This is a genomic window from Arcobacter denitrificans (SeqCode) (assembly GCF_048571185.1).
Taxonomy (GTDB): Bacteria; Campylobacterota; Campylobacteria; order Campylobacterales; family Arcobacteraceae; genus Arcobacter; species Arcobacter denitrificans.
On sequence record NZ_CP182350.1, the window covers coordinates 176172 to 189088 of the forward strand.

A 12917-nucleotide genomic window follows, 5' to 3' on the forward strand; every position below is an offset into this window, starting at 1 on the left:
CCTCAATAAAATTTTAGATATATTACTCAAATATAGCTTTTGGAAATGTTAAATTGATTAGCTTAGTAAATCATTTATCACAGATTCCCTTTTTGTGGTCTCTATTCTTTTGCAAGCACCCTTAAAAGCATCCTCTTCTCCAACTATATAACACATACTTTTAGCCCTAGTAATTGCTGTGTATAATAATTTAGTGTTATGCATAATATAGTGGGAAAAACTCATAGGAATAAGTGCATTATCATACTCCATACCTTGAGTTTTGTGTATGGTTAAACAGTATGCTAATGACAACAAAGAGTCCAAGTCATCGAAGTTATAGAAAACTACCATATCATCATTTGGATATAAAACTATACACTTACTCTCTTCAAAATCTAGCTTAATAATAAGTCCTAGCTGTCCATTAAATACCCGCCGCTCTAAGTATTCACTTGAACCAGTTCTATACATTTGCATAGTTTGGGATTGCATATTCTCATTTTTTATATGAATTACTTTATCACTTAGTTTATATTCATAAAGTTTTGTTTGCTTTGACTCTTCCCTTGAACTATTAAATATTTTTTGAAGTTGGTTATTTAGGTTTTCAACCCCTAACATACCACCTTTCATAGGAGTAATTATCTGAAATAAAATAAGTGCTTTTGAGATGTTCTTATCTTTTATTAAAGTATAAAACTCCTTGACATATGCACTTGATATATTTAATATCATACTTAATATCTGTTCAGAGTTTTGACCTCTTAAGTTTGAAAAATCATTTTGACCTAAAGAGTTTTTTGAAGCATAATAGTTTGATATAGAGACATCTAAAAATTTGAAATCCTCATAACTTCCATTATACTCTGGAACATTCCCTTGTCTAATCTCATTTGCAATTACCGCTATTGCTTGATTTTCATTTTGTCTATATATTTTTGTAAGTTTACAAATTGGAGCTAGTTCATGATTTATAGAATCACTTAATATATTTCCAGCTCCAATAGCTGGCAACTGCCCATCATCTCCTACTATTATGAAAATTGTATCTTGACCAATTTTTGATATGATTTGATAAAACATTACAGAATTTACCATTGAAGCTTCATCTAATAATATTACTTTATAAGGAAAATATTCATTCTCCTTATGCTTTACAAAAAGTGATTGTATGGTGGAACTATTATATCCTGTAGTATCAGCTATTCTTTGAGCTGCAATACCACTTAAAGCGATAGCAATAATATCATCATAAGAGTTTACCTCTTGAAGAAGTTCAAGAATTGCCCTACTTGAAGTTGATTTACCTGTTCCAGCATAACCTATTAAAAATAGAGTTTTATGACCTTCATTTATTAACTCTACTGCTTTTCTTTGCTCACGACTTAAAGTAAATCCTAAAGTCTTTTCTCTTTTGTCTAAGTACTCATCAATATTTGAAACTATTTTTTTCAAATACATATCATTTTCTCTAGCTCTAAAAAACTCTAAAACTCTTTTTTCTGCAAAATATAACATTGAAGGAGCATACCTATTCTCTTTTGTTTTATAAATGTCCTCTTCAAGTTCCATTTTTGTCAAGGCATTTTCATAAAGCATCTCTTCATTTTGAAATCTTAAGGCCTCATCTAATAATCTAAAAAGATGGTATTTATCAATTGAAGAGTTTCCATTATTATCACAATACTCTCTTAATGTATAATTTAAACAAGCCATTATTCTAAAATCAGATTTTTCATCTATTCCTAAAGATTTTGCAATTTCATCTGCTCTTTTAAAACCAATACCTTTTATACGAATAAGTACATAAGGGTTTTTTTGAATAACTTCAATTAAGTTTTCTACTTCACTAAACTCTGAATAGATTTTTGTAATAAGATTTGATGTAACACCAAACTTTGATAAAAAAGAGCCTAATTCACGCAAGTGTTTAAATTTTTGCCAAGATGCTTTTATAGTTGAGAGTTTTTTTTCTCTTATTCCTTTAAAGCTTAAAAGCTCTTCTGGCTTATTATTTAGAACTTCTACAAGCTCTTCTTCTGAGTATTTTTCTAAAAGTTCCAAGGCAACTTTTCGCCCTATTCCTTTAACTATTTTTGTTAAAAAGAAATACAACTCTTGCTCTTTTAACTCTAATGTGTCAAAGGCAAATTGGATTCCATATTTCTTATGGGTTACCCAGTTCCCCATTAATATTATGTTTTCACCAACTATTTTTTCGATATCTGTATCAAAATATGTTCCACATATTTTTTGGTCATTATCTAATACAGCTATACAAAATCCTGTATCTTTGTTGGAAAAGAGTACTTTTTTTAAAGTTCCTGAGAGTTTAAAACTTTTGTTTTCATCTTCCATTAATATCCATCATCAAATTTCTTATGTTTATGTTTATCTTTCTTATAGGCATTTTGGTTTTTCTCTTTTTGAAGTAAGTTTGCCTCTTTTAAGAGTCTTTCTCTCTCTTGCTCAAAATTATCTGTATGATTTTCTAAATATAAAAGGGTAAGGTCTATAAATCTTTTTAAACTTAGTAAATAATTGGAGGTCAACTCAACTTTTTTTACTCTTTTTGTATCTTCAAAGTTTTTTAGTGTTCTTTGTTTAAAAATATCAAAATCAAAGTCTTCTAATTTTAGCAAAGATACAGTTCTTGTAAAAAACTTCTCTAAAACTCTTATATATCTAATTCTTAGTTGCTTTTCATGTATCATTAAAAGAGTTCATCTATTTTTTCTAAAGGCCTTGCTATAACTGCACTTTCATCTTTTATGACAATAGGTCTTTCTATTAGTTTTGGATTATTTACCATTGCTTGTATTAATTTATCTTCATCATTTTCATCTTTTAAATTCAGCTGTTTATAAATATCCTCTTTAGTTCGCATAAGACCCCTAGCACCCATACCTAACATTTGAAGAACATCTTTTATATCTTCTTTTGTTAATTTTGCATCCATATATTTAATAACACTTAAGGCTATTTTTTTCTCTTCTAAGAAATTTAAAGCATCTCTTGATTTTGAACATCTAGGATTGTGCCAAATAGTTATATCTTGCATAGTTTTCCTCTATTTCAATTTTTTTCTTAATTATACCAAAAAAGATTTATGATTTAATTTTATGCTATACTTAGTGCTATGTTAGTATCAACAAATACACAACTTAATATCTTAGTAGCAAATAAAACAAGTAATGCTTTAAAAGAGGTTTTAAAAGAGGCTGATGTAAAAACTCTAACAAGTCAAAATAAAGACTTCAATGTCTCAACACTACTAAAAACCCTTTTTAATAACGTTCAAAATAGTGCAAAATCAAATGAAACTGTACTTAAGCTACTAAAAAATTCAAACCTAAGTAAAGATTTGGGTTCTTTTACTTCAAATTTACAATCACTGGTAAAAGCATTACCAGATGATAAAAGCACTCAAGAACTAAAAACCTTTTTGCAAAAGTTCTCAATCACTCCAGACCAAGCAACGCCTAAAAATGTGGAGGGTCAAATACAAAAAAGTGGAATATTTTTAGAATCAAAACTTTTAAATCAATCCAATAATCCAAATGCTAAAAATGAAAATAGTCTTTTAAATGATATGAAAACAGTTTTACTAAAAACAAAAGCACAATTAGAAACATTGATAAGCAATCAAAGTAAAACTCAAACGCAAACCTCACAAAAAGTAGAGATAACACAAAACAATCCTCAAGCTACTCAAAATGTAAGTAAAGAGAATATCAATACAACTGAGACTTTAAAACAAATAGATAAACTATTAACCCAATTAAAAACTCTTGATATTCCAAATATAAAAGAGCAAGTTGCAAAGCCAAATATAAACGCTGAAGCAAAGCCAACACAACAAACTACAACTCCACAGATTATAAAAAGTGATTCTCCTATAATCAATGATATTAAAACTCTTTTGACTAAAGTTCAAGCTCAATTGCAAAACCAAGTATCAAGTCAAACGCAAACCTCACAAAAAGCAGAGATAACACAAAACAATCCTCAAGCTACTCAAAATGTAAGTAAAGAGAATATCAATACAACTGAGACTTTAAAACAAATAGATAAACTATTAACCCAATTAAAAACTCTTGATATTCCAAATATAAAAGAGCAAGTTGCAAAGCCAACACAACAAACTACAACTCCACAGATTATAAAAAGTGATTCTCCTATAATCAATGATATTAAAACTCTTTTGACTAAAGTTCAAGCTCAATTGCAAAACCAAGTATCAAGTCAAACGCAAACCTCACAAAAAGCAGAGATAACACAAAACAATCCTCAAGCTACTCAAAATGTAAGTAAAGAGAATATCAATACAACTGAGACTTTAAAACAAATAGATAAACTATTAACCCAATTAAAAACTCTTGATATTCCAAATATAAAAGAGCAAGTTGCAAAGCCAAATATAAACGCTGAAACAAAGCCAACACAACAAGCTACAACTCCACAGATTATAAAAAGTGATTCACCTATAATCAATGACATCAAAACTCTTTTGACTAAAGTTCAAGCTCAATTGCAAAACCAAGTGGTAACTCAATCCCAAACTCAAACACAAACCCCACAAAAAGCAGAGGTAGCACAAAACAATCCTCAAGCTACTCAAGAAAGAGTTCAAGCACAATCTACATCTCAACTTCTACAAATGAAAGTAGACCTAAAAGCAGAAAATCAAACACAAGCTCTTACAAAAGAGAGTATTAATAACAATGAAACATTAAAACAAATAGATAAATTATTAGGTCAACTTAAAAACCTTGACCCTTCAAAAGCAAAAGAAGTCTCTGCTAAAAATCCTATTGTCCAAGATAATAAAGCAACTCTTCAAACAAATGCACAGCCAATAAGAAGTGATTCACCTATATTTAATGATATTAAAACTCTTTTATCAAAAGTACAAGCCCAAATCAAAACCCAAATTGGTAGCCAAGCACAAGAAGAGCTCAAAGCTTTAAGTGCAAAAGAGAGTGATCCTGCTGAAACATTAAAACAAGTTGATAAACTTTTAACACAAATAGATTATCATCAACTATATTCAATAGCAAATTCTTCAAATAATGTTTATATTCCTTTTTTATGGGACTTGCTTGAAGATGGTTCTATTGATATAAAGAAAATAGATGAAGAGAAGTTCTATTGTTTGATTGATTTAACCCTTAAGGATTTAGGAAAAATAAATCTACATCTTTATTTATATGATGATGATAAATTAGATGTCTCTATTTTTGTAGAAAAAGATGATACAAAACAGCTTATAAGACAAAAAGCCACAGCTTTAAAACGTGAGTTAAATGGCACAGCAATAAGTGTAATTGGACTAAATGTATATACTTTAAAAGAAGATAGCAAAGAAAATATTTATACCCAAAATGATAATTTTGATTTTGGTGTAAATATCAAGGTTTAACATGGATAATGATAAAAAAATATTAAAAGCAGCAGCACTTAAATACAAAATAAATGAAGATAATGCTCCAACAATGGTCGCAAAAGGTAGTGGTGAGCTAGCTTCAAATATTATCAAAATAGCAAAAGATAATAACATACCTATAAAAAAAGATGAAGATTTAGTTGAACTATTAACAAAATTAGACATAAATCAACAAATACCAAGTAATATGTATAAAGCTGTTGCGCAAGTTTTTGCCTTTATTTATGACTTATCAAAAAATAATCCAAAATAATGATATATGAGTATAAGACTATTTATAATATAATCTGCAAAAAGATAATAAGACTACTAACTTAATGAAAAATATACTACTACACAACCCTTATTTTATATTCTTTTTGGGAATATTTACAATATTTGTAAATATCATTTCCTCTGTACATTTTTTCCCTATTTTAATTGCTGGGGTTATATTTTTAGCCTTTTTAAAGTCTATAAAATACAAATATTACTACTCTATGGTTTATTTGATAATTATATTTTTATTTATTGAGTACAATAGTGGCTTTTTACCTTTTACTTTTACTTTTTTATCACTATTTATTTATACTTTTATTTTGCCAAATTTAAATAGAGTTATCTCTTTGCACAATTTAAACAATTATATTTATATACTAACTTTTTATATTGGTGTTATTTTAATATGGGTATTTTCAAATGATTTAAATTTTAGTTTAATAAGATATATTATATTAAATATTGTGATTGATTTCTTAATTTATGGACTATTCTTATGAAAAAACGGCTTAATTTAATTCTTATTCTTATTGGTGTTGTTTGTTTACTTTTAGTATATAGGCTCTACTATTTAAGTATAAAATCAAATACTTACTATGAAGAATTATCAAAACAAAACTATATAAAAAAAGTTTATCAAGCCCCTTCAAGAGGGATTATAAAAGATAGAAATGATATTGCCCTTGCAATCAATGATTTAGGTTTTTCTTTAAGTATAAAACCACATTTAAGATCATATAAAAATAGACATATTTTAGATGAGTTAATCAATACTATAATATTACATTTTCCAGATTTTGAAAAAGAGAAATTACTTAAGAAGTACAATAAACTAGACTCTCCATATAAACATGACTTTGTAAAGATTATTGATTATATCCCTTATGAAAAGTTTTTTGACAAATACACAGTATTTAACTCTTTAGATAATTTAAAAGTAGAATCAGCTGTAAAAAGAAACTATCCATATAAAAAAGTAGCAGCACATATACTTGGATATGTAGGAAAAGCTTCAAGAAGAGATATTGAAAATAATCATATCTCTAAATATAGTGGAATTATTGGAAAAAATGGGCTAGAAAAATACTATAACGATATTTTACAAGGTGAGCTTGGATATAAAGAAGTAAAAGTAAATGCCTTAAATAAAGAGCTAGAAGTACTAAAAGAAAAAGAAGTTAAAATCAATAATAATATAAAAATAACCATTGATATAGAACTAGAAAAGTATATTCATGATATATTTAATCAAAAAGCTGGAGCTATAGTTGTAATGGATGTAAAAAATGGTGAAATTTTAGCAGCTGCATCTTTTCCTGAGTTTGATAATAACGTCTTTGTAAATGGTATTTCATATAAAGAGTGGGATGAGTTACAAAATAATATTGATAAACCTTTTACAAATAAAATAACAAATGGAATGTATCCTCCAGGAAGTGTATGGAAAATGGGAGTTGCATTAGCATTTTTAGAAAATGGTATAAACAGAAACTTTAAAGTAAATTGTAGTGGAAGCCATGAATTTGCAAATAGAAAATTTAGATGTTGGAAAGAAGATGGTCACGGTATTGTAGACTTTAGAAAAGCCATAAGAGAGAGTTGTGATGATTTCTTTTATAAAGTAAGTCAAAAAGTTGGTATAAACAAAATAAGTGAAACCATGAAAAAACTAGGACTTGGTCAAAAAACGGGCATAGACCAAATGTATGAATTCATAGGAATAAATCCAAATGAAGCTTGGAAAAGAAGAAGATACAATAGACCTTGGTTTACAGGAGAGACTTTAATCTCATCAATAGGACAAGGATCTGTTTTAGTAACTCCAATTCAAATAGCTAGATATACAGCATTTTTAGCAACTAAAAAACTTCCTACTCCTCATTTTTATAAAGAGGCATACAAAGAACCGCAAGAAGTTGATATAGATGAAGAGAATTTAAAGTTAATCCAAAGAGGTATGTATGATGTTGCAAATCACAAAAATGGTACTGCATATTGGCATCTAAGAGGTATTGACTCAAAAATCAAGATTGCAGCTAAAACAGGTACTGCTCAAGTTGTAAGAATAGAACAAGATATTAAGAAAAGAGCATTAGAGAGTGAAATGGAGTATTTAAAAAGATCACATGCTTGGCTAACAACTTATGGACCTTATGATGATCCACAATATTCTGTAACTATTTTAGTTGAGCATGGTGGACATGGAGGAAGTACAGCAGGACCTACTGTTACAAAGATATATAATAAATTAATAGAGTTAGGTTATATTAAATAACCTAATTTTAATCTACTCTAATTTTTGCTTCATCTTTACCAATAAACTCTTTTTCATTTGCATTTACAACAACTTTTTTAGAAATTTTATCAGTTAAAGTTGCTGCTTCTTGGGTTTGAGATGCAATATTTGCATTTTCTTGAGTTTGTTTATCTAGGGCATTTACAGCATCATTAATTTGTTCAATCCCTAAAAGTTGCTCTTTTGATGCAGAGTCAATATCTCCAATAAACTCTATAGTATAGTTAACATTCTCATTTAGTTTCTTATACCCCTCTATCATATCATCTGCAATACTTTTTCCATGATTTGCTTTTGAAGTAGCATTTTCAACTAAATTTTTAATCTCTTTTGCAGCTTCTGCACTTCTATTTGCTAGATTTCTAACTTCTTGGGCAACAACAGCAAAGCCTTTTCCAGCTTCACCTGCTGTTGCTGCTTCAACTGCTGCATTAAGAGACAGAATATTTGTTTGAAATGCTATTTGATCAATTACTGTAATTGCTTCATTTATAGATGTAACTTGCGTATTTATATCATCCATAGCTACTGTTGTTTGATTTGCAAGATTTTCTCCATCTTTAACAGAATCCGTTACATTGGCAGAAAATTGTGCCATTTTAGCAATTGTTTCAGTGTTGTTTCTAATATTACCGGTAATCTCTTCAATTGCAGCAGCTGTCTCTTCTAAACTTGCAGCAGCGCTATTTGAACTTTGATTTAATTTTTCAACATATTCAAGTAGTTGATCAGATGTATAATCTAGAGTTAAACCATTTGTTTTATTTTCAAAGAGTATATTAGAAATCAAATCAGTAACATTATTTAAAGCAGTTGTTAATTTTGCACTTTCACCTTCAATTTTATCTCTAAAGTCTAATTTTGCATATTTATCTAAAACATGAACTATTTTATGAGTATCTGAACCCATAATAGAGTTTAAATTATCAACAAGGTTATTGACTGTTTTTGCAATATAATTTAACTTTTTATTTGATGTATTTGTAAAATAGATTTTATCTTCAATTAATCCATCAGATAATTTTTCAGCAATCAACATAATTTCACCATAAATCATAAGTTCATCTTGATTTTTGGTAGTTAATTTATCATTTATTGAAGATATTTTATCTACTACTTTTTGATTAAAACCTTTTGCTTTAAAATCTACATTAGGTATAGCATTTATATCACCATCTATAAACTTTTCGATATTGTCAAGAGCTTCTATTATTTTATTTTCATTTGGGTCACTAAAAAACATATTATCAATCCTCTTCTAATCTAAAGTTTTATATAAAGAAATAGCATCTTCTATCTCTTTATCTGTAGGTTTTACTCTTACAGAAACATATCGTAATACACCATTACTATTTTTAGAAGGATATGCAGTAGCATTTACCCAATAGTATCCACCATCTTTTGTTTTATTTTTTACTATTCCATTCCAAATATTTCCTGCTTTAATTGTTTTCCACAAATCAGCAAATGCAGCTTTTGGCATATCTTGATGTCTTACAAAATTATGTGGTTTACCTATTAACTCTTCTTTTGAGTACCCAGCAATTTTGCAAAAGTCAGTATTTGCATACTGTATAATCCCTTTGGCATCAGTCTCTGATACAATCATTGTATCTGCGGATAGTTTTACCTCTTCTGACAATACAAGCTCCTTTTAGTATATTATTCTTATATAATTATATTTTTTTATAATAATTACTTAAGATTATGTTTATAAAATCTTATCTTAATAAAACATTAATTTTTCTTAAGAAATTAGTTATTTTATTATTAAAACCATTTTTTATAGATATTTTCATAAGTTTTGTCATTTGATATCTTTTCAAATAAAGAATTAATGGTCTTTTTTAAATCTTTATTATCAGATTTCAAGGCGATTGCATACTTGTTAGTACTAATTACATCATCCAAAATCTTGAACTTCCCATCATGCAGCTTTATCTGTTCTTTTGCCCAAGAAGAATCAGCGGTTACTGCATCAATATTATTATATGTCAACGCACTAATTAACTGAGGATATTGAGTAAATGTTATACTTGTTACCTCTGATTGAATTTTTAAAAACTTTTCCAAATGAGTTGACCCTTTTATGGCACCTACATATTTACCTTTTAAATCGGAAAAACTCTTTATCTTTTCTTTATTATTTACTAAAACAATTTGTTCATCAAAAAAATATGGTTTAGAAAAAGAGATATTGCTATTTTTATTTTCTTTAGGAATCATGCCAGCTAATAAAATATCAATTTTGTCATCCAATAACATTTTTTCTTTGTTTTTAGAACTAACTTCAATAAACTTTACTCTTATATAAAGTTTTTCCATCATACTATTTATTAAATCTATTTCAAAACCATCAATTCTTCCATCATTATTTATAAAAGCAAAAGGTTTATATTCAAATTTTACACCAACACGAATATATTCATCAAGAATAATTTTTTCTAAACTTTTTGAAAATAGGAATTGTGTAAATAATAAAAAAATAATAAAAAATCTCATTATATAAATATGCATGAACCATTCCTTTTAATTGTAGTATAAAATAGAATATCTTTAAAATAATTTAATAGATTATAATATACTTTTCCTAAATTATCTTTAGAGTTTAAACTTATTTTAGTTATCATTCTTTTTTACAATTTTAAGGATAATATTTGAGAATTATATTAGCGCTATTTATATTTTCTATTTCGCTTTTTGCTGCTGATGATTTACCAGTAATAAACCTCTCTATTGCAGCCATTGATGAGCCTGCACAATTTGTAAAAACAATCAATATTGCAATAATCCTTATTATACTAGCACTTGCACCCACACTTCTACTTATGGTAACTAGTTTCACAAGACTTATAATTGTCTTATCTTTATTAAGACAAGCAATGGGTTTACAACAAGCTCCACCAAACCAAATCGTTATATCTCTAGCACTTATCTTAACAATTTTTATCATGGAACCATATGCAAGAGTAGCTTATAATGAAGGTGTAAAACCCTACATGGAAGAAAAGATTGGATATGAAGAGGGATTTCAAAAAAGTATTAAACCCTTTAAAGAGTTTATGATAAAAAATACAAGAGAGGCAGATATTGCACTTTTTTATCGTATCAAAAAAGAGGAGAACCCTAAAAACATTGATGATGTTTCTATTACACTTCTAATGCCTGCTTTTATTGTAAGTGAACTAAGGACTGCTTTTGAAATAGGATTTTTGATATTTTTACCCTTTTTAGTTATTGATATTATTGTAGCTTCTATTCTTATGAGTTTAGGTATGATGATGTTGCCTCCTGTAATGATCTCCTTGCCTATTAAAGTTATCTTCTTTATTATCATTGATGGTTGGCAATTAATCATCGGAAATCTCGCACAATCTTTTAAATAAATTTTTAATTATAAAATGGAATTATAATAATCCCATTTTATACAAAATATCACTTATTATATTTTCTTTATAAAATACCATATAAAAGCTCTTGTGAGTATATTTTAATAAGACTCTAACATAAGAAAAACTAATAAAACAATTTTACATTATTTTAATTATAATGCCTATATAATAAGCTTTTAAAATAAGGTTGTAAATGCAAAAAATATTAATACTTTTACTTATTACTTCTATTTGTACTTTTTCAAAAGAGATTGGTTTTGATGAAGCATTAGATTTACTACTTAAGAATAATAAAGAATTAAAATCAAAAAAATTAGATATAAAACAATCCCATGCCATATTAGATGAAATATCTGCAAATAACTATGGAGCCTTAAATTTCAAAGAGACTTACACAAACACAAATCATGCAGGATATGTATTTAGTTCAAAACTTAGTTCTAGAAAGGCTACCTTTGCTGATTTTGGTTTGGCTTCATATTCAGGGACTAATTCATTAACAACAGCACCTCATGATTTAAACTATCCCAAGGCTGTTGAAAATTATGAAACAAAACTCACCTATGATATTCCGCTTTTTTCTGGCTTTGAGTTATCAAATGCCAAAGATATAGCAAACTTACAAGTTCAAGCCAATAAAGTAAAGTATGAATATGATGAAAAACTATTAACCCTAGAACTTTTAAGAGCATATAATGCTTGCGTAGCTTCAAAAGAGTATGTAAAAGCTATAGAAAAAGCAAAAAAAGCAACATCATCTTTTGTAAACTTTGCAAATGAGATGTATAAAGAGGGCTTAGTTACTAAAATAGATTTAAATCAAGCACAAGTTGAGGATTTAAATACAAATTCAAAACTAAAAGAGGCAAAAAATAGAGTTTTACTCTCCCATTCATATTTAAGTTTTTTAATTGGTGTTGAGATTGATGATGTAAAAAACTTTGAAGATGTAAATATCTTAGAAATAAACCTAAATATTGCACAAAATAAAGCCCTACATAGAAGAGAAGATTTAAAATATATTGATTTAAATTCACAATCATTAAAAAAAGATATCAAGGTAAAACAATCTGATTATTTTCCAAAGATTGCTGCTCATATTGAGTATGGATATAGTAATGATAAACTTAGAGATTTTAATAATACTCAAGACTTCTATATGGCAACTATTGGATTAAATATGAAAATATTTGATTTAACAAGAGAATCCAAAATAGAACAAAGTAGAATAAAATATAATAAAATCATGCTTCAAAAAGAGCAGTTTAAAGATGCAATAAAACTAGAAGTAAAAGAGAACTATTTAAACTATTTATCACAAGAAGAGATTTTAAATGAAAAAATAAAAACTCAAAAATTAGCTGAAAAGATTTTAATAAAATCAGAAGAGATGTACAAAAATAAATTAATCAAAATGACGGATTTACTTATCCAACAAGCCTCACTACAAAAAGCCCGTGCACAAACTATCATGTCAAAGTTTGAGCTAACATTTACAAAAGCAAAATTAAAACTATCAATAGGTCAATCATTAAAGGAATAA

The 12917-nt window shown here is 27.6% G+C and carries 10 protein-coding genes and 1 pseudogene; 5 read left to right on the forward strand and 6 right to left on the reverse strand.

The window, feature by feature from the left end; translation table 11 throughout:
• Positions 1-57: 57 nt before the first annotated feature.
• The 3 genes from recD2 to arsC are packed head-to-tail and all read right to left on the reverse strand — an operon-like array spanning position 58 to position 3043.
• Complete coding sequence (recD2, locus tag ACNI28_RS00940; protein WP_419764970.1) at positions 58-2340, reverse strand: SF1B family DNA helicase RecD2; 2283 nt, start codon at positions 2338-2340, stop codon at positions 58-60.
• Entirely contained in the window at positions 2340-2696 is a 357-nt protein-coding gene (locus ACNI28_RS00945; RefSeq protein WP_419764971.1) for a hypothetical protein, read from the reverse strand. The genes recD2 and ACNI28_RS00945 overlap by 1 nt, the downstream gene beginning before the upstream one ends.
• Entirely contained in the window at positions 2696-3043 is a 348-nt protein-coding gene (gene arsC, locus ACNI28_RS00950; RefSeq protein ID WP_419764972.1) for an arsenate reductase (glutaredoxin), read from the reverse strand. The genes ACNI28_RS00945 and arsC overlap by 1 nt, the downstream gene beginning before the upstream one ends.
• A 78-nt stretch (positions 3044-3121) precedes the next feature.
• On the opposite strand from arsC, the gene fliK reads away from it, so the two are divergent.
• The 3 genes from fliK (at position 3122) to mrdA (ending at position 7961) form a co-directional block, all read left to right on the forward strand.
• Positions 3122-5404 (forward strand): flagellar hook-length control protein FliK, encoded by a 2283-nt coding sequence (fliK, locus tag ACNI28_RS00955; RefSeq protein WP_419764973.1) that lies wholly within the window; start codon positions 3122-3124, stop codon positions 5402-5404.
• Between the two features lies 1 nt (position 5405).
• On the forward strand, positions 5406-5681 hold the full coding sequence (locus ACNI28_RS00960; protein ID WP_419764974.1) for an EscU/YscU/HrcU family type III secretion system export apparatus switch protein: 276 nt from the start codon (positions 5406-5408) through the stop codon (positions 5679-5681).
• A gap of 501 nt (positions 5682-6182) precedes the next feature.
• Positions 6183-7961 (forward strand): penicillin-binding protein 2, encoded by a 1779-nt coding sequence (gene mrdA, locus ACNI28_RS00965; protein ID WP_419764975.1) that lies wholly within the window; start codon positions 6183-6185, stop codon positions 7959-7961.
• 7 nt (positions 7962-7968) lie between these two features.
• On the opposite strand, the pseudogene ACNI28_RS00970 reads toward mrdA, so the two are convergent.
• The 3 genes and pseudogenes from ACNI28_RS00970 to ACNI28_RS00980 all read right to left on the reverse strand — a co-directional run.
• Positions 7969-8760: pseudogene (locus ACNI28_RS00970) on the reverse strand (methyl-accepting chemotaxis protein); the annotation flags it as partial.
• A 480-nt stretch (positions 8761-9240) separates the two neighbouring features.
• Positions 9241-9624: a PAS domain-containing protein gene (locus tag ACNI28_RS00975; RefSeq protein ID WP_419764976.1), complete on the reverse strand. Its 384-nt coding sequence runs from the start codon at positions 9622-9624 to the stop codon at positions 9241-9243.
• A gap of 128 nt (positions 9625-9752) precedes the next feature.
• Positions 9753-10499 carry a substrate-binding periplasmic protein gene (locus ACNI28_RS00980; RefSeq protein WP_419764977.1) on the reverse strand — a complete coding sequence of 249 codons (747 nt, stop codon included), beginning with the start codon at positions 10497-10499 and terminating at the stop codon, positions 9753-9755.
• Between the two features lie 140 nt (positions 10500-10639).
• On the opposite strand from ACNI28_RS00980, the gene fliP reads away from it, so the two are divergent.
• Together fliP and ACNI28_RS00990 are read left to right on the forward strand one after the other, a co-directional pair.
• On the forward strand, positions 10640-11368 hold the full coding sequence (gene fliP, locus ACNI28_RS00985; protein WP_419764978.1) for a flagellar type III secretion system pore protein FliP: 729 nt from the start codon (positions 10640-10642) through the stop codon (positions 11366-11368).
• Between the two features lie 199 nt (positions 11369-11567).
• A complete protein-coding gene (locus tag ACNI28_RS00990; RefSeq protein WP_419764980.1) occupies positions 11568-12917 on the forward strand; it encodes a TolC family protein in 1350 nt (449 codons plus the stop codon).

Excerpts from the sequence above, each read along its gene's own strand:
- recD2 (WP_419764970.1), bottom strand. The coding sequence starts at position 2,340 with ATGGAAGATGAAAACAAAAGTTTTAAACTCTCAGGAACTTTAAAAAAA.
- ACNI28_RS00945 (WP_419764971.1), bottom strand. The coding sequence starts at position 2,696 with ATGATACATGAAAAGCAACTAAGAATTAGATATATAAGAGTTTTAGAG.
- arsC (WP_419764972.1), bottom strand. The coding sequence starts at position 3,043 with ATGCAAGATATAACTATTTGGCACAATCCTAGATGTTCAAAATCAAGA.
- fliK (WP_419764973.1), top strand. The coding sequence starts at position 3,122 with ATGTTAGTATCAACAAATACACAACTTAATATCTTAGTAGCAAATAAA.
- ACNI28_RS00960 (WP_419764974.1), top strand. The coding sequence starts at position 5,406 with ATGGATAATGATAAAAAAATATTAAAAGCAGCAGCACTTAAATACAAA.
- mrdA (WP_419764975.1), top strand. The coding sequence starts at position 6,183 with ATGAAAAAACGGCTTAATTTAATTCTTATTCTTATTGGTGTTGTTTGT.
- ACNI28_RS00980 (WP_419764977.1), bottom strand. The coding sequence starts at position 10,499 with ATGCATATTTATATAATGAGATTTTTTATTATTTTTTTATTATTTACA.
- ACNI28_RS00990 (WP_419764980.1), top strand. The coding sequence starts at position 11,568 with ATGCAAAAAATATTAATACTTTTACTTATTACTTCTATTTGTACTTTT.